Consider the following 24,552-nt stretch of genomic DNA (forward strand, 5'->3'; position numbering starts at 1 on the left):
GACAGTTTTTCAGGACGCGCCGTTGTCCTGGCCGTTGTCCTTCGCCTCATCCGCGGCGCGCTCGGCGGCCTCGCGTGCCTCGGTCTCCGCCAGCTGGGCCAGCGGATCGTCGAAGGCGGTGGCGCCGCCGCCGATCACCGAATCGATGAAGGCGGCGGGGGAGTCGAGATCGTCGGAATCGGGCAGCAGATCGGGATGCGCCCAGACGCCGTCCCGCGCCTCCATCCCCGCGTCGGTGGTGAGCCGCTGCCATAGCGCGGCCGCCTCGCGCAGCTTGCGCGGACGTAGCTCGAGGCCGACGAGGGTGGCGAAGGTCTGTTCGGCGGGTCCGCCGGTGGCGCGGCGGCGACGCAGGGTCTCGGCCAGTGCGCCCGCACCGGGGAGCCGATCCCCTACGGCTTCGGTGACCACGACCTGAACCCAGCCCTCGATCAGGGCGAGCAGCGTCTCCAGGCGCTCCAGCGCCTGCTTCTGCTCGGGGGTGGTCTGCGGTTCGAAGGTGCCCTGCGCCAGGATCTCCTCGAGTTTGGACGGATCGCTCAGCGACATCGGGTCGATGCCCTGTGCGGCCTGCTCCAAGGCCGAGAAGTCCATCTTGATGCCGCGTGCGTAATCCTCGACCGCGCCGAGCACCTGCTGGCGCAGCCACGGCACATGGTGGAAGAGCCGCTGATGTGCCGCTTCGCGGGCCGCGAGGAACACCATGATCTCGCTCTCGGGCTGCTCCAGCCCGGCACTGAATTCCGAGATGGCCGACGGCAACAGCGCCGCGGTCCCGCTCGGCCCGAGCGGCAGGCCGATATCGGTGGAGGTCAGCACCTCCTTGGCCAGCTGTCCGAGGGCCTGCCCGAGCTGCGAACCGAAGGCAAGGCCGCCCATCTGGCCCAGCATCCCGACCATCGGGGCGGCGAATTCCCTGGCCTCTTCGGGTAATTGGGAGGTCCACATACCGGAGATCTGCTCGGCCACCGGATCGCATAGGCGCTTCCAGGTCGGCAGGGTCTCCTCGATCCAGTCGTTGGCCGTCCACGCGACGGTTCTGGTCGCGCCCGCGGGCAGCGTGGTGGCGCCGTCCAGCCACAGTTCGGCCAGGTGCGCGGCATCGGCGATCGCCTTCGACGTGCTCGAGCTGACCGGGGTCACGCTCGACCCGAGTTGCTGGCGGGCCAGTCGCTTGGCCACGTCGTAGTTGACCGGACCGGCCTGTGCCGAGCCCGGCTGGCCCATACCGGTGAGCATCTGACCCAACTGGGTCAGCATCTGCCCCAACTGCGAGGGGTCGAATCCGCCCGCGCCGCCCATCGCGAACCCGAACGGGTTGTTCGGATCGGCGCCGCTCGGGTCCTCGCCACGCTTGCGCGCGTCATCGTCATCGCGGTTCGAGAATCCGAATGGGAGGTCAGTCATACAGCTAACGTTACGCGCGCGATAGGGGCGAGCCACGTGCGGCAGCCCGGCTTCCACCGCTTCGAGCGCCGTGTTCGCGCGGGGCGAACGAGTGCGGGCGCGAGCGGCGAAAGTCCGCCTCCGCCGCCCCGGCGCCGAGTCCATCACTATGGTGGACCAGGTGAATCGTCGGATCATGACCCTGGTGGCCGCCCTCGTCCCGGTACTCGTACTCGGTGTCGTCGGCAGTGTGGTCACCGTGCCGTACGTCGCACTCGGCCCCGGGCCCACCTTCGATACGCTGGGCGAGGTCGACGGCAAGCAGGTGGTCGACGTGCAGGGCGCCGCGGTCGACCCGACGACCGGCCAGCTGAATATGACCACCGTCTCGGTGCGCGACGGGCTGAATCTGTTCGAGGCATTCGGGTTCTGGGCCAGCGGCCAGCACGGGCTGGTGCCGCGCGCCGAGGTTTACCCGCCGAATGTTCCGCGCGAGGAGATCGACAAGTCCAACCAGCAGGACTTCAAGGATTCCGAGGGCAATGCCGAGGTCGCGGCCCTGCACTATCTGAAGCTGCCGACGGTGGTGCTGCTGCGCAAGGTCGGCGACGGCCCGGCGAAGGGTGTGCTGGAACCCGGCGACGAGCTGATCAGCATGAACGGCGCACCGATCGCCACCCCCAAGGATGTGGTGACCGCGGTGTCCACGCAACCGCCGGGCAGCCAGCTCACCGTGGTGTTCCGTCGTGGCGCGGCCGAGCAGACCGCGAACATCACCCTCGCCGCCCGCCCGGACGACGCGACCAAGGGCTACCTCGGCGTGACGCCGGGTGAGGGCGCCCGGCCGCCGATGGAGGTCACCTTCAACCTGGCCGATATCGGTGGCCCGTCCGCGGGCCTGATGTTCAGCCTCGCCCTCATCGACAAGCTCAGCCCAGGCGAGCTGGATGGCGGCAAGTTCGTCGCGGGTACCGGCACCATCGACCAGGATGGCAAGGTCGGACCGATCGGCGGCATCCAGTACAAGATGATCGCCGCACGCGATGCGGGCGCCGAAACCTTCCTGGTTCCCGCCGCCAACTGCAACGAGGCCCGTCAGCGCACACCCGAAGGACTGCGGCTGGTCAAGGTCGAGAACCTGGAGGGCGCGGTGCAATCCCTCGGCGATATCAACGCGGGCCGGGAAACCGTGAGCTGCGGATAGCTCCTACTCGAAGGTGTGGTGCAGCGCCTCGACGAGATTCGGCGCCAGATTCGGATAGGTGCGCAGGTCGAGGTCGCCGAACTCGTCGTCATCCTCGGGACGCAGCTGAAGCAGGCACAGCGAGGCGCCCTCGCGCAGCACCGCGGCGAGGAGCCGGGCCTCACGACGTTCCGGATGCGATTCCGCGGCGGCGCGGGCGGCCGCGTCGGCCGCCTCGTGATCGGCCAGCAGCGGGGCCAGCGCGTCGTCCAGGGTGCTCTCGGCATCCGGCGGCAGCACCACGATTTCCTGGACGAGTACGCAACCCTGGACGGCGGGCGGCCAGGTGGTGGTCGCGAGGAATTCGTCGAGCGCCATCGACCCGCCGGTGATGTCGTCCGGGAACGCCTCCTGGGCGATCGGGGTGAGTTCGTTGCCCTGGTCCAACTGGTCCAGCAGTCCCGGTTCGGCGGCGACCAGATCGGCGGTCGGTACCAGCGCGAACATCTGCGGCGGCCGGCCCCAGCCCTCGGCGTCGGCGAATTCCGCCACTTCCCGGACGGAGCGGGCGAGGACGAGTTCGGCGTGCAGGTCTGCGGTCACCGCAACATCCTCGCATCACCGGTTCTCCGATTTCACCGAAGCCGCCGGAATCGTGTTTCCGGTGCTGAACAAGGTCAGCGAGCCCATTCGATGTCCGTTTCCGTAGAGTGGGCGCCAGACGGTCCGAAAGGACCACCCGCAACATCGGACTGCGGTGCATCGGCCGGCAACGGTACGGGCGCCGCCGGACCTTGGAGAGTGGCATCGTGGGCATGCGGCCCCCCACCGGCTTACCTTCGTTGTCCCGCCGCAGCCGAGTGCTGCTGGTGGCGGCGATCATCCTGGCGGCATTACTGCTGTTGGGACCGCGGCTGACCGATACGTACACCAACTGGCTGTGGTTCGGTGAGGTCGGATATCGCAGCGTGTATCTCACCGTCCTTCGCAGTCGCGTAATCCTGTTCGCGGCGGTGGCGCTCTTCGTCGGTCTGGTGGTGTGGCTAGCGCTATTGCTGGCCTACCGGACCCGGCCGGTTTTCGTGCCGGTGGCGGGCCCCAATGACCCGATCGCGCGCTATCGCACCACGATCATGAGCAGGCTGCGGCTGTTCGGCATCGGCATCCCGGTGCTACTCGGACTGCTGTCCGGCTTGGTGGCGCAGTCGAAGTGGGTGACGCTGCAGCTGTTCCTGAATGGCGGCTCGTTCGGCGAGCGGGACCCGCAGTTCCACTTGGACGTCGGCTTCTACGCCTTCGACCTGCCGTTCTACCGAGTGGTGCTGAACTGGCTGTTCGTCGCGGTGGTCATCGCATTCTTCGCGAACCTGGTCACGCATTACATCTTCGGTGGCCTGCGCCTCACCGGCCGCGAAGGCACGCTGACCAGGCCCGCGCGCATCCAGCTCGCCGTCATGGCCGGACTCTTCGTCCTGCTCAAGGCGGTCGCGTACTGGTTCGACCGCTACGACCTGCTGATGAGCGACCGCAAGAAGACGACCTTCACCGGTGGTTCGTTCACCGATATCAACGCGGTGCTGCCCGGCAAGCTGATCCTGATGTCCATCGCAATCCTGTGCGCACTGGCCTTCTTCGCGGGCATTGTGTTGCGCGATCTGCGGGTACCCGCCATGGCGGCGGCGCTGCTCGTACTCTCCTCGATTCTGGTCGGCGCGGTGTACCCGCTGATCGTCGAGCAGTTCTCGGTGCGCCCGAATGCGGCGGACAAGGAGAGCGAGTACATCGAGCGCAATATCGCCGCGACCCGGCAGGCGTACGGCATCACCGACGACAAGATCGATTACAAGGATTACAAGGGCGAGAGCCGCAAGAACCCGCTCGAAGTGCCGGTCGACGCGGCCACCATCGGCAACGCCCGGCTACTGGACCCGAATATCCTGTCGCCCACGTTCACCCAGTTGCAGCAGCTGAAGAACTTCTACGGCTTCCCGGAGTCGCTGGACATCGACCGCTACAACCTCAACGGCGATGTGCAGGACTACATCGTCGCGGCGCGGGAGCTGCATCCGTCCGCGCTGAGCGGCAACCAGACCGACTGGATCAACAAGCACACCGTCTACACCCACGGCAACGGCTTCGTCGCGGCCCCGGCCAATCGGGTCAACAAGCCGCAGTCGGAGGACCCGAACGCGACCACCGGCGGCAGCAGCGACAGCGGCTACCCGATCTTCATGGTCAGCGATCTGTTCACCGCGCCGGACAAGCAGCGGATCAAGGTCGAGCAGCCGCGCATCTACTACGGCGAGCTGATCTCGCAGTCCAACCCGGACTACGCGATCGTCGGCGCGGTCGGTGGCCAGGGCGCCCGCGAATACGATTCGGACACCGCCTCGTACACCTATGACGGCAAGGGTGGCGTGTCGATCGGCAACTGGTTCAACCGGCTCGCCTTCGCCGCCAAGTACGCCGAGCGCAACATCCTGTTCTCGGGCGCCATCGGCGACGACTCGAAGATCATCTTCAACCGCAGCCCGAAGGAGCGGGTCCAGAAGGTGGCGCCGTGGCTGACCACCGACGGCAACGCCTATCCGGCCGTGGTCGGGGGCAGGATCGTCTGGATCGTGGACGCCTACACCACCCTGGACAACTACCCCTACGCGCAGACCACCTCGTTGGAGGGCGCGATGGAGGACAGCATCGATAAGAAGACCGGCAGGTTGCTGCCCCGCAAGGAGGTCAGCTACATCCGCAACTCGGTGAAGGCCACGGTCGATGCCTATGACGGCACCGTGACCCTCTACGAGACGGATCCCTCCGATCCGGTCCTCGAGGCCTGGCGCGGTGTGTTCCCCGGCGTGGTCAAGCCGGAGAGCGATATCTCCACGGAGCTGCGTGCGCATTTCCGCTACCCGGAGGATCTGTTCAAGGTGCAGCGCGAGATGTTGACGAAGTACCACGTGGACAATCCGCGCGAGTTCTTCACCAATAACGCGTTCTGGTCGGTGCCCGCCGACCCGACCGTCGAGGCGCAGGGCGGCGGTACGTTCAACCAGCCGCCGTACTACGCGCTGCTCGGTGATCCGGCGACGAATAAGCCGGTGTTCAACCTGACCAGTGCCATGGTCGGCTACAACCGCCAGTTCCTGTCCGCTTACATCTCGGTGCGCTCGGATCCGGACAACTACGGCAAGTTCACGATCCTGCGATTGCCGACCGATACCCAGACCCAGGGCCCACAGCAGACCCAGAACAGCATGACGACAGCGGACCAGGTCTCGCGCGAGAAAACCCTGCTGTCGAATTCCAACAAGATCAAATATGGCAATCTGCTGACCCTGCCGGTCGCCGACGGCGGCATCCTCTATGTGGAGCCGTTCTACAACGAACGCAATACCGGCCCCACCACCTCCACGTTCCCGCAGCTGCTGCGCGTGCTGGTGAGCTACCGCGATGAGGCGGGCAGCGTCAAGGTCGGTTATGCGGCCACCCTGGCCGAGGCATTGAACCAGGTGTTGCCGGGCGCGGGTGCGCTGGCCACACCGTTCGGCGGGGATCCGGCCACCAGGCCGAAACCGGGTACCGCGCCGCCGCCGTCGTCGGAGGGTGTCCAGCAGCCGCAGACCACCGGCGCCACTTCGCTGCCGGGTACGGTCACCCCGCCCCCCGGGTCGTCGCAGGCCAAGGATGCCGCGGCCACGGAGCTGAACCGGAAGATCGAGAACGTGCGCAGTGCCATGCGTTCGGGCAATTTCCAGGACTTCGGCAAGGCGTTGGAGGAATTGGAAGCCGCGGTCAAGGCCTACCAGGAAGCGGGTCGCTGATCCGCGGGGACCGTTGAATACAGAACGGCGCCGCTATCCCCAGTGATAGCGGCGCCGTTCTGTTGACGCTGGTTCGTGACGGGTTCGGCGTCAGCGGCCCAGCGAGTCGATGAGGGCGCTGTTCTGCGCCAGGATCGCCTGGAACTGCGACTCCAGGCCGTACTGCTTGGCGAGCTCGCCCGCGGCGCTCTTGGCCTGGTCGACGGCGGACTGGGTGCTGTTGGGGAGCTCAGTGGGGAGGGCGGGGGCCTGCTCCGGCTGGGGGGTCACGGCGGGCTCGGGATCACCGGCGCGCAGGTACTTGCCGCAAGTCGGCCAGGCACCGGGACCCTGGGTGGCGAGCACATTCTCCGCAACGCGGATCTGCTCTTCCTTGCTGGCGTGATTGGCCGAGCCCTGACCACCGTTGGCGGCCCAGGTGCTCTGCGAGAACTGCAGACCGCCGTAGTAGCCGTTGCCGGTGTTGATCCCCCAGTTACCACCGCTCTCGCACTGCGCGACGCCGTCCCAGTTGTGGGCGGGCGCTGCCGAGGCGGTACCGGTGGAGAGTGCGAACGGGACGGCAACAAGGGCGCCGGTCATGGCCGCGAAGCCGAGGGCGCGGGTGCTGAACTTCCGGTTCTCAGACATGGTGTTTTCCCTCCCTGTGCCCACCGATTCGGCGTGGTCGCGCCGTCCCTGTCCCCAGGAGGTCGGGGATCCTCGTACCGCGGGACAGGGTCTCCGGTGTTCAGCGGTACGAGTTCGAGCCCATCCGCGGATTGCCTCCGGGCCGTGCATCGACGGTAACGAAGAAATCCAGGCAGATCACATCTTGATAACGTGCGAATTGTATGAAGCGAATAACCCGCATTCACACATTCGTGCAGGTCGTAAATGCCTTAGGAATGGATTCCGGACGGTCAGTTATAGCATCGTTATGTGCCCGAGATCACCCAGAGATAGTGACTCGAGTCACGTTCGAAGGTCTTGACCGGGCTCACGCGCGCATGCGCGCGGGCTGAAATCGTCGCCGATGCGCACTCTGCTGGCATGGCATATCGAGTGCTGTTGTGCGCCTTGTTCAGCTCGGAGTGCCTGATGTCAGCACGGGGGATTCGGTGTGAAGTTGCCCGCTTTCGCTCTGCGATCCGCCTCGTATCATGTGGCCGCAGATGCCTCTGACCTGGCCGAATAGGGGAAAAGTGTAGTGATTTGCCTTCTGTGCGTAGACATGTGTAATGTTGTGTTTACCGACGCGGGGTGGAGCAGCTCGGTAGCTCGCTGGGCTCATAACCCAGAGGTCGCAGGTTCAAATCCTGTCCCCGCTACAAACGGCCCAGGGCAGAGAGATTTCGGTCTCTCTGCCCTGGGCCATTTTCGGCCTTCAAGACCTTTACTCGACCTTTTGTGCTGGGATACGGCGTCCTGGATGGTGGCGGCGATCGTTTGCTCGGCTGCCAGCGGGTAGCGCAGGCGTTGAGGTCTCGCTCGGGTTGGCGTGCCCGACCTGGTCGGCGACCACTACCTCCGAGAGTCCCGCGTCCAGTCCGAGGTCGATGAGCAGCTTGCGGAACGAGTGCCCGGTGATCGACTCGGAGATCCTGAGCGCGGTGCGCACTCGCCGCCATTGATCGTTGAAGTTCGTCGGGTCACGTAGCGTGCCGGTGCTCGACCTTCCGCTGAGCTGTTGGTGGCTGATGAGCGGCGGCGTCAGAATGTCGGTGCGCTGACCTGCGGATACGTCAGCCGTGTCGGTACGAGGTGACATGAGGTGTCAGTAGCGATTCGGTCAGAACCGGTACCTGAGCTGGTGTTTCTCATCTGATCTGTCGCATCGCAGGTAAGAGGGTCGAGCATCGACCGTACAATCGCGCCTCACGGTTTTCCGGACAGGCTAATTGTCCACTTCCTGGTCTGGCGTCTGCTGTTGAGCTGTGATCAGCAGGCTCTGTTGGTGGATCAGGTCACCACGGGTTCGTAGGGTTTGTTCGTGCTCCGGGCCGAGCACTCGGTTGCGCGTGTCGAGCAGTTGCTGGAAGTCGGCGGCGGCGCCCTCGTGGTCTCCGGCGGATGCCCGGGTGTCGGCCAGCATCTCCAGCGTTCGCAGTGTGCCCGGGTTGTCGGGGCCGAGCACACGTGCTCGCCTGTCGTACACCTGCTGGTAGTCGGCGACTGCTGCGGTGTAGTCACCCATCATGGCGCGGGAGGTGGCCAGGTTGGAAAGCACGATCAGCGTCTCCTCGTGATCGGCGCCGAGAATGGGTGCTCGGGCGGTATGCCCGTGACCTGACCGGTACCGGGTGATAGCCGCAGCGTGCTGCTGGAGTGGCTGACTGACGTCGTCGCCTACTGCGATCGCCAACCCGGGGCATGGCGGTCGCGCTGGCCTACGACACTGCCGCGTCCGACCTCAGTGCACGACAACGCTTGCTCAACGGCGCTGGAAGAGGTGGGAAACCCTTTGCCGCGCCGCGCGATTCAGGACGGCATGGTGTCAAAAGTCCGTTGTCGGCGATGTTGGGCCATTGCCACGATAACTGAGCCACCGTCGGGTGCTTGCCACTACAGTTGGGCCTTCCCCGTGCCCTCGGCATGCGGTGGTGGGAGCGCGATTCGGGTTCTGCGGAAATTGGCCAGCCCCGGGCCATGCAGCCACAGGCGGTCCTTTTGACTGACGACCGAGATGCGCCACCTCCCCCAGGGACGAATCGGACGCTCGCACGAACGCAAAGCCGAGAATTGTGCCTTTGCGAGCGGACAGGGGGCTGCCTTCGCGAGAGCTCCACCGCAGCGGGCCTCGGTACCTGCCGAACTCCGCTCCCACCACAACGAATCCTCGATCACGTTGACAGCAAACACCGCTTGTGCGCAGACTGCGCAGGTGCGCTGGCACCGAATCGACTGGCTCCAGCGCCTTTCCTGAGTCGTCGGTTCGGTCGGAGCAACTGCTTGTGAACAAAGATCCCTTACTGCTGTTGCACGGCGTGACGATGTCGGCCGCTGCCTGGGACGAAGTCGTTCCGCTGCTCGCCAACGAGTTCGATCTCCTCGTGCCCACCGCCGCCGGGCACCGTGGAGGTGGGCGCATCGAGGGCGCGGCGACGATCAAGCACCTCGTCGATGTCACCGAACAACTGCTCGATGAACGTGGCGTGAGCACGGTGCACATCGCCGGAAACTCGCTGGGCGGCTGGATGGGCATTGAACTCGCCCGCCGCGGACGGGCCCGCTCGGTCTGTGCGCTGTCCCCGGCAGGATTCTGGACACCCGGCACCGCCGACGAAACCACCGCCACCAACAAGCTCCGCCGCGCGAAACGACTCGCCGAGGTCGGACACGGACTCGCCCCGCTGATGCTTCGCTCGGCTGCTATCCGTAGGCTGATCCTGAATGACGTTGCGGTACACGGTGATCGCCTCACTGCGGCCCAGGCGCTGGGCGCCGTGCACGATCTCGTCGACTGCCCGGCCGCCTACGACATACTGAGCACCGACGAAAGCGTCGCACCCATGCCCACGCTGCCATGCCCCATCACACTTGCCTGGTCGGAGAAGGACCGCATCTTCCCACCCTCGGTCAACGGAGCAATCGCACGGCAACGCATCCCCGATGCGCGATACACAGAACTCCCCGGCATCGGGCACGTACCGATGATCGATGACCCAGCCCTGTGTGCGGCGACCATCCGCACTGCCGTCAGCATCACCGGATAGGACGCTCACGCTCACACCGCATTCCCAGCGACGACGAGCGCGGAGTCGTCGGTCTTGACTGGGCTGTCCTGGGCACGGCAGTCGGCAACCACACGGCTCTCGTGGATCGACTGCACCCCTCGATCGAGGACCATCGCCTTGCTGGTGAATCTGACGAACCTGTCCTTTTTCACTGGCTGGTCACCGGCGATCATCTTCTCGGCCTTGGCGATCTGCTTGTTGATGTTCGGCAGGTCGAGACGTTCGCGGGCGCGCCCGTACTGGCTGATCACCCGTCTGCCCGTCGGTGAACAAGTTGCGGTCGATGTAGCCGTCGATCTCGTGGCCCTGCACCACAGACAACGGTGGCGGCGGGCGCTGCACTGGTCAGGGTGGATGAAGGTGGCTGCGATGGTGACCACTGTCGGGACGCTGGGCGCGGCGGGCGCGGCCGTCGGCGCGTTGTGGTTCACCGGTCAGTCCCTGCGTACAACCAACGCGCTGTCGCAGCAGACCGCGGTCACTGACCGCTTCCGTCTCGCGGCCGAGCAAGTGGCCTCCGACCGGATCAATGTCCGGCTCGCTGGCGTCTACCTGCTCGAACGGCTCGCCAAGGACTTCCCGGCGGATCATCCGACCGTGTTCGCGGTGCTCGCGGCGTTCTTGCGCACCCAGACCACCATGTCCCAGTGCGAAACCCTGCATCGGGCCCGGCGCCGGTCGACATCCAGGCGGCTCTGACGGTCATCGGGCGGCGCGATGTCCTCCACGACCGACGTCGCGAAAGACCGGACCTCGGCGGTACCTGCCTTGCCGGCGTGAACGTGGACCGCGCGAAGCCCACCGGCGCGAACCTCACTGGCGCGAAACTGACTGGCGCGAAACTGACCGGCGCCAACCTCACCGGCGCGAACCTCAGCGACGCGGTGTACGACGAGAGCACACAGTGGCCGGTCGGGTTCACGCCGCCACCCCGGTGATCGGTGTGAGAACGGACGGGCACGGCCGATGTCGTGACCGGCACGTCCGGCTGCGTGACCCAGCTTGCGCACCCCGTAGACCCGATCACGGCAGTCGGCGGTCGACCTCCGCCGCGGTTCCTCGGGAGCGGATTCGGGACCTCGGTCAGGCTCGAGTTCCGGATCCGTATCCACTGTCTACATCGTCGCCGAGTAGATAGGCCGCGCCGCGGACCCTGCACGGCTGTCGGCCGCTCGAGCCGCTCTCGGATCGAGTCCGGTGGACCGGCCGCCCGGTCTTCCCATGTGAACACGAGATCGGTGTCCGAGGTAGTTGTCGCCGAAGAACACGCGTTCGGGTGATCACGGCACGGAACTCTGCATGCGCTAGGAGAAGCGAACCTTTTCCGCCGTTTCCATCAAGCGCATGAACTGTTCGGTGCGCATGTGGATGAGCGTCTCGTGGTCGCCGGCCTCGAAGTAGATGTCAGGTTGTGTGCTCAGGCGTTCGTCCACCAGTGTCTTCATGCCGTAAGCGGTGCATACGGGAGGTATGGCACCGACTTCGCAGTCTTTGAAGACTTCGCGGATGTCCGACTCCTTGGCCAGCGATAGCTGCCGTCCGGTTTGGTCCCACAGTTTCGGCAACCGCAGGTGATGGGTGGATGGCAGTACGGCGCCGACGTAGCCTTGGTCGTCTTCGAGGAGAATTGTCTTGGCGAGTTGGTCGCCGGGGATAGCCGCAGTTTGGGCTGTCTCGTTGCTGCTATGGCTGTGCGGATGCCGCACAACTTCATACTCGACACCTGCATCGCGTAGGCACGTGTGCACGGTTGGTGACATGGTCATGGCGGAACCTCCGCTGGATGGTTGGCGTCACCGCCGAACCCGGCGGTCCGTACCTTTCAGCATAGCCCTGGCACACCTCGGCGAGGCAGGCGTCAGCCTGCTCGAATTCATGGCCGAGTCCCGCCACCGCAATCCTTGCAAAGAACCTGCGCCGCTACTTCGAGCCCTCGCCAGCGGCCAGGTGCGGCATCGCCAGCCTGCTCGGCCCCGACCGGATCGGCCGCCGATGAATCATCCATACCGGGGGTATCCCGAACCTCATTGGATTTTTGGCGATTACCTCGAGTGCCGCCAATTGCATCCGACGCGAACTGGGTACGGTTTGCGATCTGGTTGGCCGGACGAGTCGAACATCCTTGGATGTCAGCGGATTTCGTACGTGCAATCGTAGTCGAGGTGCGATTGCGCCCGGGTGAGGCCGGGACGTTTCCGTTGATTCACTTACCGCTTCACCGCAACTCGCATGCGCCGGAGAACACCGGATATGGCGTAGCGCCTGCTGACCGGTGATTCGCCGGGCTCAACTTTCGTGGTGGACGGTAACGGTGTTGTTCCGATCCCATACGGCGACAAGCAGCTGGTCGGTGGGCTTGTCGGCGCCGATTGCGAAGTCGAGTGCGAGAACACGTTCCGTCGCCGCGGGGCTGATCGCAATGCCGACGACGAGTAGATGGTCGAGGAAGACTTTGTCGGTAACAGCTTCACAGGTGTCCACGTCGAACAAGTCGCACACCATCTCTTCGGGGATCTCCTCGAGATGAACGTCGCGAAACAATGACGTCGTCGACCGGGGATCGGTCAGCTCGGCGGCGAAAGCGACGAAGGCCGCAGCGACCAGAGCCTTCACGTCGAGGAGAGCGGCCTCTGCCTTGTCGAGTTCGCTCTGGTTCAGAGTCTCATCACCATGGATCCAATACCAGGCACCCGCTCCGAATCCATCTATTCCAGCGGGTAGTACGGCACCGGCCATCGAGTCGTCGCCGAAATCGAGGTGTCCCGCGAACCGGCTGTTCAGGTGATTCATGGTCCGATCGTGCCATCCACCAGGGTCGGGGTTCCGGACTGGCAGGCCGCGACTCTCGAAGAAAGTGTTTGTCGTCCAGCCGTACACCCGCCACGCCACAGATGCGGTCGCCACTATCGCCCGAATCTACCGGCGCGGCACTGATAGTCGAGTCGGATGCGGCCGGATTGCCTGAGACAGTGCACCACGTCGGCCGTGGGTCACCCGCATCGACCGCAACCACTTCGGCGGCCCGTCGCCCTGATCGACCCGCTGGGCGCGATCATCCGCTACCGCGTGGGCTACCGAGGAAAACCGTTGCGCCGCAACGACCGCGACGGCCGCACCGAATCATCGGAGTGCGACCATGAATGCCGCCTGAAACGCTCCAGTGGTGAAATCCGTTACACCTGAGCGGCTTTCGGCCAGCTCACCGCCCGCACCGGCACCGGCACCCGCTACGTCCGCGATACCCTGGCCTAGCATCTCGGGTGGAGTTCCGGTCGGAGTAACGATCAGAACACGGGCTGGTTCGCCTTCCCATATTTGGGAGGTTCGGTCGGGTGGGGTCTGCTATTTTTTGATGCTTTGACGCCACGAGGAGGCCAATGCTTTGCCTGCACAATCACGCCGGAGGTGGCTGGTGATCGCCGCCTCGATCGAGCCCGCGACTCGTCCCGGCCAAGGTAGCCATCGGGAAGCTACTGAACGGTTGACAAGCTCGAGATCGTCAAATTACTGTCCAGTACGATGATTCGTGTTTCGCTGTTCGACAATCTGAGGGATTACTGTGCCGATCCACGTAGCCATAGCGTAGGCGCTATGTGCGCACCTCGCAGAGCGCGTTTCGGGCACCGCCCCTATTGCTCGCGCCCCCAATCCTCTGGCATGCCAACGTAGCGCGTCAGTCCTTTCGCTGATCAATTGCTCCACTGAGCCCGGCGACACAGTTATGTCCATTCTGGGCCTGCGCCATCTCCTCGGATCCCAGGCCGCCCGCGGAAGACGCGCCGCATCATTCGGGGCACTTCGCTGAGCCTCGACGGCGTCGAAATCCGTTGTGTCGAAGCAGGAATCTTCTGCGTCGACCTACCTATGAACTCCTCAGTCAGACCTACGAATTGATGGTGAGTATGTGACCTGCTCCGCGATCCGGATGGATATCGCGGGAGGCTCCGGGTGGCCACCGAGCGCCAACGCCCAGGAGTCGCGGGGGGACGCGGAATCGAGAACGCATTGCTGACCGGGCGATTGGCGTGCGTCTCCGAAAATGACTCAGCGAGTTCGGATCTCGATGAGATTGCAGTGCCGCTGGCCGCCCTTGACGGGTCCGGCTCCTTCGCGGAGATCGAGGTCGGCGCGTCATTCATCGAACTGGGACTCGAAACGCTCGGTGATGTGCGGTTTCGTGACCGGCCGGCCAGGGCAGCCGAACGGGACTCGCCTGCCACGCTCGTCTTCAACGATCCGGCGGCCGAGGCCGCGAAGTTCATGCCGTCTCGCATCGCGGATGTCGATGCCGACCGACAACAAACACACTCGTCAGACGCTTACGGGGGGTCACAGCGTGCCTTAGGAAGGAACTTCAGAGGTGACCGGATCGGCGTTCGACGTCGCTATCGTTGGCATGTCCTGCAGAATGCCGGGCGCGGCCGATCTCGACAGTTTCTGGCAGCTGCTCAGCGAGGGGCGCGCGGCGATCGGCTCAGCTCCCCCCGGACGGGGTAGCGTCACCGAGCGGGCCGGATTTGTCGACACCGCAGGGGAGTTCGACGCGGACTTCTTCGGGATCACGCCTGATGAGGCGCGGGCTATCGATCCGCACCAGCTGCTGGCGCTGGAGTTGAGCTGGGAGGCGCTCGAGGACGCGGGCCTGGCCGCCACGGCGCGCGACGCCCGGCGGTGTGGTGTGTTCCTCGGCTGCACCGGAAGCGATTTCGCCGAAATCGTGGCCTCCCAGGGTGGACCGGGCGTCAGCCGCCATTCGCTCTGGGGTGTCGGACGCGGCATCATCGCGAACCGCATTTCGAACTACTTCGGTTTCAGCGGCCCGAGCATCCTGGTTGACAGCGCCCAGGCATCTTCGCTGGTCGCGGTGCATCTGGCCGGTGAGAGCCTGCGCAGCGGCGAGTGCGATATGGCCCTGGTCGGCGGCCTGAACCTGATTCTGTCGCCGCCGAGTGGTGAGCGTATCGAGCAGTCGGCGCTCGGCGCCTGCCGCACCTTCGATGCGCGGGCCGACGGATTCGTGCGCGGCGAGGGTGGCGGCATGGTGGTGCTGAAACCACTGGCGCAGGCGGTCGCCGACGGCGACCGGATTCATGCCGTGATCCGCGGCAGTGCGGTCGACACCGGCGACGAACGCCGAGTGCTGACCGCCCCGAGCCGGGATGCGCAGGTGGCGGCGATCCGCTCCGCGCTGACCGCGGCAGATGTCGAGGCGTCGTCGGTGCAGTATGTCGAATTACACGGCACCGGAACACCCGCCGGTGATGCGGTGGAGGCCGCCGCGCTCGGCGAGACCTACGGCGGGAGCCGGGCACAGGATGCGCCGCTGGCCGTCGGATCGGTCAAGACGAATATCGGACATCTGGACGGTGCCTCCGGTATCGCGGGTCTCATCAAGGCCGTGCTCTGTCTGAGCCGCCGAGAACTGGTGGCCAGCCTGAACTTCGAGACGCCGAATCCGCGAATTCCACTCGCGAACTTGGGTTTACGCGTAGTGACGAGCGCCGAGAACTGGCCTGTGGCGACCGTTCGCAGGGCAGGTGTGTCGTCGTTCGGCCTCGGCGGATCGAATGCCCACGTAATCGTGGAGGAAGCACCCGCCGTCGTGTCCACCGCGTCCACGGTGGACGGCCGGGCCGGTGCGGTGCCGTGGGCGGTCTCGGCACGTAGCGAGAGCGGCGTCCGTGCGCAGGCGGCCCGGCTGCGGGAGTGGCTCCTGCGCCATCCGGAGCTGGATGTGGTCGATGTGGCGCATTCGCTGCTGACTACGCGAGCCCAAATGGAGTGGCGCGGAGGCGTTGTCGGGCGGGATCGGACGGAGCTGTTGGCCGGTTTGGCAGCCCTGGCCGACCCGACCGTGCCCGCTGTGGCGATCGAGCCGATAATCGGGCGGGCCGAGCTGCGAAGAGTCGCGTTCGTCTTCCCGGGGAATGGCAGCCAGTGGCAGGGTATGGCGCTCGGACTGCTGGATTCGGGCGGGGTGTTCGCGGAGTCGATCGCGGAATGTGAAGCCGCGCTCGCGCCGTATGTGGACTGGTCGCTGACGGCGGTGCTGCGCCGCGAAGTCGATGCCCCCGCACTGGATCGCGTGGATGTGGTGCAGCCGGCGCTGTTCGCGGTGATGGTCTCACTGGCCCGGATGTGGCGAGCGGCCGGTGTGGAGCCGGATGTGGTGATCGGCCATTCCCACGGCGAGATCGCCGCCGCCCACGTTGCCGGTGGGCTGTCGCTTTCCGATGCGGCGCGTGTGGTGGCTCTCCGGTCCCGGGCGCTCGCCGATGAGCTGGCCGGACACGGCGGTATGGTCTCGGTCGGACTGGGCGCGGATGCGGTCCGAGAACGTCTTTCGGCGTACGGGGATCGGCTGTCGTTGGGCGCGGTGAACGGACCGGCGTACAGTGTGATTTCCGGTGACGTCTCGGCGGTGGAGGAATTCCTCGCCGACTGCGGCCGGGACGGCGTGTGGGCCCGCCGCGTTCCGATCGATTACGCGTCGCATTCGCAGGCGATCGAGCGGATCCGCGATCGGCTGCTCGAGGAACTGGAGCCGATCCGCCCGCGATCCGGGTCGGTGCCGTTCTTTTCCACGGTATTCGCCGACCGGTTGGATACGGCGGAACTGGACGCCGAATATTGGTATCGGTCCGAGCGGGAACCGATTCGATTCACCGATGCTGTGACGGCGCTGATCGGGGACGGTATCACCGGATTCATCGAGGTCAGTCCGCATCCGGTCCTCACTATGGGTATCGCCCTGACCGCCGAGGCGGCCGGTGCGGCCGAGGGCGTATCCGTTGTCGGATCCTTGCGGCGCGGCGAGGGCGGCCCGGAACGTTTCATGGCGTCGCTGGCACAGGCCTACTGCGCCGGTTTTCAGGTGGAACCGCGCGCGCTGGTTTCCGGTGGGCGGCGGATCGACCTGCCGCCCTACGCGTTCCAGCGCGACAACTATTCGGCGGGTGCGCAGGTCACTTCAGGTGCTACCGACGTCGTTGCGGCCATCGAGGAGCAAATCTCCGAGGGACATAGACAGACCGGAGCGTGGGAAGACAGCCCGCTGGCCCGCACTCTGTCGGCGACCCCCGAATATCAGTGCGAGGCAGTAGTTCTCGATATCGTTCGCGGGCACGCCGCTGCCGTACTGGGCCACGAGTCGGCCCCATCGATTCATCCTGACCTGCCGTTCACCGAGTTCGGTATCGACTCCGTCAGTGGGGTGGAGCTGCGGAACCGACTGATGCGGGCCACCGGTGTACCGCTGCCGGTGTCGCTCATCTTCGACCATCCGACCGCGAATGCGGTCGCGGCACTGTTGCGAGCCCGGGTTACCGGAGATGACCGGGGCAAGCATCGGGTCTCGCGGCGCACGACCACGGACGAACCGATCGCGATCGTCGGCATCGGCGCCCGATTCCCCGGTGGTGTGCGGTCCGCCGAGGACCTGTGGGATCTGATGACCGCGGGCCGGGACGTGATCGGCGAATTCCCCACCGATCGGGGTTGGGACCTGGACCGGCTGTTCGACCCGGACCCCGACAAACCGGGAACGGTCTACACGCGCCACGGTGGATTCCTCAGCGATGCAGGCGATTTCGACCCCGGATTCTTCGGCATCAGCCCACGCGAAGCGTTGGCGATGGATCCGCAGCAGCGGCTGCTGCTCGAGACATCGTGGGAAGCCCTGGAGGACGCGGGTATCGACCCGATGTCATTGCGGGGCAGCGATACCGGCGTATTCGCCGGTGCCTGTTCCTCGGGTTACTCGCGCCGGGTGACCGGCGACCTGGAGGGTTTCCGGCTGACCGGCACGTCGCACAGCGTCATCTCGGGGCGCATCGCGTACGTGTTCGGCCTGGAAGGCCCGGCGGTGACGGTGGATACGGCCTGCTCGTCGTCGCTGGTGGCATTGCACCTGGCCTGCCAGGCGCTGCGCCAGGGCGACAGCTCGCTGGCTCTCGCCGGTGGCGTGACGGTCGCGGCCAGCCCGTATCTGTTCGTGGACTTCGCCCGCCAGCGCGGCCTGTCGCCGGATGGCCGCTGTAAGGCGTTCTCGGCTGCCGCCGATGGTGTGGCGTGGTCGGAGGGCTCGGGCGTCCTTGTGCTGGAGCGACTTTCGGATGCGCAGCGGCTCGGCCACAATATCTTGGCCGTTATTCGCGGTAGTGCGGTGAACCAGGACGGCGCGAGCAATGGTCTGACCGCGCCGAATGGTCCGTCGCAGGAGCGGTTGATCGCGCAGGCCCTCGCCAATGCGGGGCTCTCGGCGGTCGATGTGGACGCCGTGGAGGCGCACGGGACCGGCACGGCCCTGGGTGATCCGATCGAAGCGCAGGCCTTGATCGCCGCCTACGGACAGGATCGTGGCGATCTCGAACCGGTACGGATCGGTTCCTTGAAATCGAATATCGGCCATACCGTGGCCGCCGCCGGTGTGGCCGGTGTGATCAAGATGGTGCAGGCCATGCGGCACGAGCGGTTGCCGCGCACGCTGCACGCCGAAACGCCTTCGCCGCACGTGGATTGGGCTGCGGGCGCGGTGCGTCTGCTGACCGAGGCCGAACCGTGGATCGCCGGAGACCGGGTGCGCCGGGCGGGTGTGTCGTCGTTCGGGATCAGCGGCACCAACGCGCATGTGATCCTCGAAGAAGCGCCTGCGGCACCGGTTGCGACCGCCGCGGAAGCCATCGAAATTACCGTGCCGGTCATCCCATTGCTGGTGTCGGGTAAGGGCGAAACGGGTCTGCGCGCGCAGGCCGCCGGGCTGCGGGCATGGTTGTCGGAGCGGCCGCAGGTCGATATCGCGGATGCGGCCTATGCGCTGGCGACGTCGCGGGCACAGCTGGATTCGCGGAGTGTGGTCCTCGGTCGCGATCGGGACGAGTTACTCGAGCGGTTGGCGAATCTCGCCGAATCGGGAACCGGTACCGGTGTGATCGCAGGCGTCGTCGGTCCGGGGCAGACGGCATTCTTGTTCACCGGTCAGGGTGCGCAGCGGATCGGTATGGGCGCCGGCTTGTATGAGGCATTCCCGGTGTTCGCGACCGCGTTGGACGCGGTGTGCGCCCAGTTCGATCCGGTGCTGGAATGCTCGCTCAGAGACCTCATGTTCAGCGGCGCCGCGCACGGCGGTACCGGTGTCACGGTGCTGGATCGGACGGAGTTCACCCAGCCCGCGTTGTTCGCCTTCGAGGTGGCGCTGTATCGCCTGCTGGAGTCGTTCGGCGTCACCCCGAATGTGTTGATCGGCCATTCGATCGGCGAAGTCGCCGCCGCGTACATCGCGGGCCTGTGGTCGCTCGAGGACGCGTGCCGGTTGGTGGCGGCGCGCGGCCGTCTCATGGGTGCGTTGCCCGAGGGCGGAGCGATGCTGGCCGTCGGAGCGTCCGAAACCGAAGTCAACGATATTGTCGCGCAGTATCCCGGCCGAGTGTCGGTCGCCGCGGTGAACGCGCCGACGGCTCTGGTGATCTCGGGTGACGAGGACTCGGTCGTCGAGATCGAGGCCCGATTCGGCGAGCGTGGCGCGAAGACGTCGCGGCTGCGGGTCAGCCATGCCTTCCACTCGCATCGGATGGAGCCGATGCTGGCCGAATTCGAGTCTGTCGCACAGGAGTTGACGTACCATCCGTTACGCCTGCCGGTCGTCTCGAATGTGTCCGGTGAGCTTGCCGGGGACGAAGTGACCGAACCCGCTTATTGGGTTCGGCAGGTGCGGGCCGCAGTGCGATTCGCGCCGGGCATCGAGACGTTGATCGCCTCGGGTGTGCGTCGGTTCCTGGAAGTGGGGCCCGACGCGGTGCTGGCGGCGATGACCCGGCAGACCCTGCTGGCGGACGCCGAGTCGGCCACCGTTGTGGCCGCCGCCGCGCGCCGGGATCACGATGAGCTCCAACAGTTCTCGACGATGCTGGCGCACGCTCACACATCGGGTGTGCGGGTGGATTGGACGCCACTGCTGCGTCGCCGGGCGATACGGCGAGTTCCCCTGCCCACATACGCCTTCCAGCACCAGCGATTCTGGTTGCCGCCCCGTCCCGAAGCCACCGGCGACACCCGTGCCCACCCGTTGCTCACCGGTGTGGTGCCGGTGGCCGGTAAGGACGAGTTCGTTTTCACCGGCCGGTTCTCGCTGGCGACCCATCCGTGGATCGCCGACCATATGACCTACGGCACCGTGGTGCTGCCGAGCGCGGCCCTCGTCGAGTTCCTGCTCGTCGCGGGCGGCAGGATAGATTGCGGCGTCGTCGAGGAGCTGACCCTGGAGGCTCCGATACCGCCGTCGGAAGACGACGAGGTCGAACTCCAGGTGTCGGTGCAGGAGCCGGATCAGGCCGGGCGACGGCAGTTCAGCTTCTACTTCCGTCAGGTGGGCCGCCGAGCGGGCGAATGGATGCGTAACGCCAGCGGTGTGCTGGCCCCCTCGTGGGACGGTGATGACGCGCCGCTGGACCAGCTGCTCGACGAGGCCTGGCCGCCGATCGACGCCGAAATTCTCGACCCATCAGGGATTCCCGAGCGGATCGCCACGGTGTCCGGTCTCGAATACGGCCCGGCGTTGATCGGTGTCGATGCCGCATGGCAGCGGGGTGAGACCGTCTTCTCCGAGGTCACCCTGGATACGGCGGCCGCGCCCGAACCGGAGCGGTTCGATCTGCATCCGGCTCTGCTCGACCTGGTGATGCACGCCGGCCTGGCCGGGCTCGCCTGGCGCGGTCAGGACCGCGATCCGGACACCGGCCGGTTGCTGTTCCGCTGGGGCGGAGCGCGACTACACCAGCCGCTGGTCACAGCGACGACGCTGCGGGTCATCGCCACGGCGCGCGGACCGGAGACAATTTCCATAGCGGCCGTTGATGATTCTGGACGACCCGTCGTCTCCGTCGACGCCGTCGTCATGCGGCCCTATGACGTGAAGCAGTTGCGCGGCACCCTGGCCGGGGATGCCGCCGACCTCTACGAGGTCCAGTGGACGCCCGCGTCGGCAGCGACAGCGAGTATTTCCGCGGACCGGATGGCCGTACTCGGTTCGGGGCCGGTCGCCGGAATCGACGCCTACTACCCGAGCCCCTCGGAACTTGCTGCGGCACAAGAGGTTCCAGATGTAGTGAGCTGGTATCCGGAGGTCAGCGCCGCCGACGATCCGGCGGTCGTTCGCGGCCACCTGGAAATGGTGCTGGCAACGGTGCAGGCCTGGCTGGCCGAGGATCGTCTGGCCGACAGTCGGCTGGTCGTGGTGACCGCGAACGGCGCCGCGCTGCCGGGCGAGGTAACGGATCTCGCCGCGGCGGCCGTCTGGGGCCTGATGCGCAGCGCCCAATCCGAATATCCGGGCCGGTTCATTCTCGTCGACACCGAACCGTCGGCCGCCGCGGCCATGGATGACCCGACACTCGTCGGCGCGGTGCTCGCGGCGGGCGAACCACAGGTCGCGGTGCGTGCCGGAGCATTGCTCGTGCCCAGACTGGCGAGGGCACGAGGGGAACACGAGGTCGAGCCGGGCGAGTCATTCGGCGTCGGCACCGTCCTGATCACCGGTGGCACCGGTGGCCTGGGCGCTCTGGTGGCTCGACATCTGGTCACCACACACGGAGTCCGCCATCTGCTGCTGGTATCGAGGCGTGGCGAAACTGCGGACGGCGCAAGCGAACTGGTGACCGAACTGTCGGAATCCGGTGCTTCGGTCGCAGTGGCGGCCTGCGATGTAGGCGATCGGGAAGCCCTTCGTTCTCTGCTCGATTCGATAGCGGCCGACCATCCGCTGACCGGCGTGGTCCATGCGGCGGGTGTCCTCGACGACGGCACCCTCGCGGGCCTGACCACCGAGCAACTGCGGCGTGTGTTCAGCTCGAAGGCCGCGGCCGCATGGCACCTGCACGAGCTCACCCGCGACCGTGCCCTGTCGGCCTTCGTGCTGTTCTCGTCCGTCGCGGCAACGATCGGATCGGCGGGACAGGGCAACTACGCGGCAGCCAATGCCTTCCTCGACGCGCTGGCGCACCGTCGCCGTGCCGACGGATTGCCGGCGATAGCACTGGGCTGGGGGCCGTGGAACTCCGCTGGCGGCATGACCGGTGGCTTGGACCGCAGCGCCGTCGCCCGCTGGGAAAGGCTCGGTCTCCACGCACTCGGGAATGACGAAGGTCTGCGGCTGTTCGATGCGGCCATCACTCGTCGCGCCGCCGTGCACTTGGCGGCGATTCGGTTCGACCCGGCCGAGTTGCGGCGCGAAGCGGGCAATGGTGCGGTGCCGACGGTGCTGCGCGGTTTCCTGCCCCGCACCACGGACCGGACCGCGGCCGTGTCGAGTTCACTGGCCACACGACTGAGCCGGGTACCGGAGGCCCAACGCGCCGAGGTGGTGCTCGACCTGGTTCGGGAGCACGCGGCGGCCGTGCTGGGGCACGGTTCCGCCGAAGACATCAGCCCCGGCGAGCGATTCGACGCACTGGGATTCGACTCACTCGGCGGCGTCGAATTCCGCAACCGGCTGTCGAAGGCCACCGGTGTCCAGTTGCCGTCCACCCTGGTCTTCGACCACCCCACCGCCGCGGCAGTCGCCACCCTCCTGCACTCCCAGATCGACGGAACGGATTCCGGTTCCAGGACGGCACGGGTGTCGCGCCGCGTACGCGTGGACGAACCCATCGCGATCGTGGGTATGGCCTGCCGGTTCCCCGGCGGCGTCGAATCGCCGGATGCGCTGTGGGATCTGGTTGTTTCCGGAAGGGATGCGACCGGTGAGTTCCCCTCGGATCGTGGCTGGGATCTGGAGCGGCTGTTCGACCCGGATCCGGATAAGCCGGGGACGGTTTATACCCGTCGCGGTGGATTCCTTTATGACGCGGGCGATTTCGATCCCGGCTTCTTCGGGATCGGCCCGCGCGAGGCGACCGCGATGGATCCGCAGCAGCGGTTGCTGCTGGAGGTGTCCTGGGAAGCGCTGGAGCACGCGGGGATCGACCCGACGTCGTTGCACGGCACCGACACCGGTGTCTACACGGGCGTGATGTACCAGGACTACGAGGCTGTGACGGGTAAGGCCGGGCCCGAGGTCGAGGGGTATGTCCTCACCGGTGGCCTGGGGAGCGTGGCCTCGGGACGGGTGGCCTATGCGCTGGGTCTGGAAGGGCCCGCGATGACGGTGGATACCGCCTGCTCATCGTCGCTGGTGGCGCTGCATCTGGCCTGCCAGGCGCTGCGCCAGGGGGAGAGTTCGCTGGCCTTGGTCGGTGGCGCGACGGTGATGGCGACGCCGATGGTGTTCCAGGAGTTTTCGCGGCAGCGTGGTCTGGCTCGCGACGGCCGGTGCAAGTCGTTTTCGGCCGCGGCCGATGGCGTCGCCTGGTCCGAGGGCGCGGCGGTGCTGGTGGTGGAGCGCCTGTCGGATGCGCGTCGGCTGGGCCACGACGTATTGGCGGTGGTGCGCGGCAGTGCGATCAACCAGGACGGTGCGAGCAATGGTTTGACGGCGCCGAATGGTCCGTCACAGCAGCGGGTGATCGCGGCGGCGTTGGCGAATGCCGGGGTGAATCCACGGGATGTGGATGTGGTCGAGGCGCACGGTACGGGAACGGCGTTGGGCGACCCGATCGAGGCGCAGGCGTTGATCGCTGCCTACGGGCAGGACCGTGCGGGAGAACCGCTGCTTCTGGGTTCGCTCAAGTCGAATATCGGTCACGCACAGGCGGCGGCGGGTGTCGGTGGCGTGATCAAGATGGTGCAGGCATTGCGGCACGAAACTCTGCCCGCGACATTGCATGTGGATGCATTGTCGCCGCACGTGGATTGGTCCGCGGGGTCGGTACGGGTGCTGACCGAGGCGCAGGCGTGGTCGGCCGGTGACAGGGTGCGCCGGGCCGGGGTGTCGTCGTTCGGGATCAGTGGCACCAACGCACACGTGATCATCGAAGAGGCGACCGCCCAGGCGATTTCGATGTCCGAGCATGGTTCGACCGGGCCGGACACCGATGGTGCTGTGGTGCCGTGGACGGTGTCGGCCGAGTCGGAGGAGGGTCTGCGGGCGCAGGCGGCGCGTTTGCGGACGTGGTTGGCCGATCGTCCGGAGATCGACCTCTGGTCGGTGGCACGGTCATTGGTGGACTCACGGGCACTGCTGGACCGTCGGGGGACCGTCGTCGGCCGGGATCGGGACGAGTTGCTGGCGGGTCTGGCCGATCTCGCGGCGGGTTCGCCGGGCACGATCGAGGGGACGGCGGGTTCGGGGAAGACCGCGTTCCTGTTCACGGGTCAGGGTGCGCAGCGGGTTGGTATGGGTGCGGGCCTGTACGAGGTGTTTCCGGTGTTCGCGTCGGCGTTGGATGAGGTGTGCGCGCGGTTCGATCCGTTGTTGGGTCGTGCGCTGAAGGATCTGATGTTCGCCGGCCCCGAGGGTGTGTTGGATCGGACGGAGTTCACTCAGCCTGCGTTGTTCGCCTTCGAGGTGGCGCTG

14 protein-coding genes and 1 tRNA gene are annotated in these 24,552 nt (G+C 66.3%); 7 read left to right on the forward strand and 8 right to left on the reverse strand.

All coding sequences use genetic code 11. From position 1 onward, the window contains the following. Positions 1-9 precede the first annotated feature (9 nt). Positions 10-1,407: a zinc-dependent metalloprotease gene (locus tag AB0H61_RS30900; protein WP_357311254.1), complete on the reverse strand. Its 1,398-nt coding sequence runs from the start codon at positions 1,405-1,407 to the stop codon at positions 10-12. 160 nt (positions 1,408-1,567) lie between these two features. Here AB0H61_RS30900 and AB0H61_RS30905 point away from each other — a divergent pair, with 160 nt between their 5' ends. After that, positions 1,568-2,590, forward strand: a complete 1,023-nt coding sequence (locus tag AB0H61_RS30905) for a PDZ domain-containing protein (RefSeq protein ID WP_357311255.1) — start codon at positions 1,568-1,570, stop codon at positions 2,588-2,590. Between the two features lie 3 nt (positions 2,591-2,593). Here the strand turns inward: AB0H61_RS30905 and AB0H61_RS30910 are convergent, their stop codons facing one another. Beyond that, positions 2,594-3,172 carry a PPA1309 family protein gene (locus AB0H61_RS30910; RefSeq protein WP_357311256.1) on the reverse strand — a complete coding sequence of 193 codons (579 nt, stop codon included), beginning with the start codon at positions 3,170-3,172 and terminating at the stop codon, positions 2,594-2,596. Positions 3,173-3,378: 206 nt separating this feature from the next. On the opposite strand from AB0H61_RS30910, the gene AB0H61_RS30915 reads away from it, so the two are divergent. Continuing rightward, positions 3,379-6,390: a UPF0182 family protein gene (locus AB0H61_RS30915; RefSeq protein WP_357311257.1), complete on the forward strand. Its 3,012-nt coding sequence runs from the start codon at positions 3,379-3,381 to the stop codon at positions 6,388-6,390. A gap of 90 nt (positions 6,391-6,480) precedes the next feature. Here AB0H61_RS30915 and AB0H61_RS30920 read toward each other — a convergent pair whose 3' ends face one another. Further along, on the reverse strand, positions 6,481-7,020 hold the full coding sequence (locus AB0H61_RS30920) for a transglycosylase family protein (protein WP_357311258.1): 540 nt from the start codon (positions 7,018-7,020) through the stop codon (positions 6,481-6,483). A gap of 606 nt (positions 7,021-7,626) precedes the next feature. On the opposite strand from AB0H61_RS30920, the gene AB0H61_RS30925 reads away from it, so the two are divergent. After that, positions 7,627-7,700 (forward strand) — tRNA-Met (locus AB0H61_RS30925). Positions 7,701-7,765: 65 nt separating this feature from the next. Here the strand turns inward: AB0H61_RS30925 and AB0H61_RS30930 are convergent. After that, positions 7,766-8,140 (reverse strand): hypothetical protein, encoded by a 375-nt coding sequence (locus AB0H61_RS30930; protein WP_357311259.1) that lies wholly within the window; start codon positions 8,138-8,140, stop codon positions 7,766-7,768. A gap of 126 nt (positions 8,141-8,266) precedes the next feature. Further along, complete coding sequence (locus AB0H61_RS30935) at positions 8,267-8,734, reverse strand: tetratricopeptide repeat protein (protein ID WP_357311260.1); 468 nt, start codon at positions 8,732-8,734, stop codon at positions 8,267-8,269. A 589-nt stretch (positions 8,735-9,323) separates the two neighbouring features. Here AB0H61_RS30935 and AB0H61_RS30940 point away from each other — a divergent pair. Continuing rightward, a complete protein-coding gene (locus tag AB0H61_RS30940) occupies positions 9,324-10,085 on the forward strand; it encodes an alpha/beta hydrolase (protein WP_357311261.1) in 762 nt (253 codons plus the stop codon). A gap of 11 nt (positions 10,086-10,096) precedes the next feature. Here the strand turns inward: AB0H61_RS30940 and AB0H61_RS30945 are convergent, their stop codons facing one another. Beyond that, a complete protein-coding gene (locus tag AB0H61_RS30945) occupies positions 10,097-10,357 on the reverse strand; it encodes a hypothetical protein (protein WP_357311262.1) in 261 nt (86 codons plus the stop codon). A 118-nt stretch (positions 10,358-10,475) separates the two neighbouring features. Here AB0H61_RS30945 and AB0H61_RS30950 point away from each other — a divergent pair, with 118 nt between their 5' ends. Together AB0H61_RS30950 and AB0H61_RS30955 are read left to right on the forward strand one after the other, a co-directional pair. Further along, positions 10,476-10,805 (forward strand): hypothetical protein, encoded by a 330-nt coding sequence (locus AB0H61_RS30950; protein ID WP_357311263.1) that lies wholly within the window; start codon positions 10,476-10,478, stop codon positions 10,803-10,805. Between the two features lie 77 nt (positions 10,806-10,882). Then, a complete protein-coding gene (locus AB0H61_RS30955; RefSeq protein ID WP_357311264.1) occupies positions 10,883-11,044 on the forward strand; it encodes a pentapeptide repeat-containing protein in 162 nt (53 codons plus the stop codon). Positions 11,045-11,410: 366 nt separating this feature from the next. On the opposite strand, the gene AB0H61_RS30960 is transcribed toward AB0H61_RS30955, so the two are convergent. Continuing rightward, positions 11,411-11,872 (reverse strand): YbaK/EbsC family protein, encoded by a 462-nt coding sequence (locus tag AB0H61_RS30960; RefSeq protein ID WP_357311265.1) that lies wholly within the window; start codon positions 11,870-11,872, stop codon positions 11,411-11,413. 520 nt (positions 11,873-12,392) lie between these two features. Further along, positions 12,393-12,896 (reverse strand): DUF2004 domain-containing protein, encoded by a 504-nt coding sequence (locus tag AB0H61_RS30965; RefSeq protein WP_357311266.1) that lies wholly within the window; start codon positions 12,894-12,896, stop codon positions 12,393-12,395. Positions 12,897-14,466: 1,570 nt separating this feature from the next. On the opposite strand from AB0H61_RS30965, the gene AB0H61_RS30970 reads away from it, so the two are divergent. After that, the coding region (locus tag AB0H61_RS30970; RefSeq protein ID WP_357311267.1) for a type I polyketide synthase at positions 14,467-24,552 on the forward strand (10,086 nt) is incomplete at its 3' end.

The sequence above is a fragment of the Nocardia sp. NPDC050710 genome (genome assembly GCF_040654375.1).
GTDB lineage: Bacteria > Actinomycetota > Actinomycetes > Mycobacteriales > Mycobacteriaceae > Nocardia.

Bases quoted from the DNA above. Each gene is read 5' to 3' on its own strand.
- AB0H61_RS30930 (WP_357311259.1), bottom strand. From the start codon at position 8,140: ATGTCACCTCGTACCGACACGGCTGACGTATCCGCAGGTCAGCGCACC.
- AB0H61_RS30950 (WP_357311263.1), top strand. From the start codon at position 10,476: ATGGTGACCACTGTCGGGACGCTGGGCGCGGCGGGCGCGGCCGTCGGC.
- AB0H61_RS30920 (WP_357311258.1), bottom strand. From the start codon at position 7,020: ATGTCTGAGAACCGGAAGTTCAGCACCCGCGCCCTCGGCTTCGCGGCC.
- AB0H61_RS30960 (WP_357311265.1), bottom strand. From the start codon at position 11,872: ATGACCATGTCACCAACCGTGCACACGTGCCTACGCGATGCAGGTGTC.
- AB0H61_RS30965 (WP_357311266.1), bottom strand. From the start codon at position 12,896: ATGAATCACCTGAACAGCCGGTTCGCGGGACACCTCGATTTCGGCGAC.
- AB0H61_RS30900 (WP_357311254.1), bottom strand. From the start codon at position 1,407: ATGACTGACCTCCCATTCGGATTCTCGAACCGCGATGACGATGACGCG.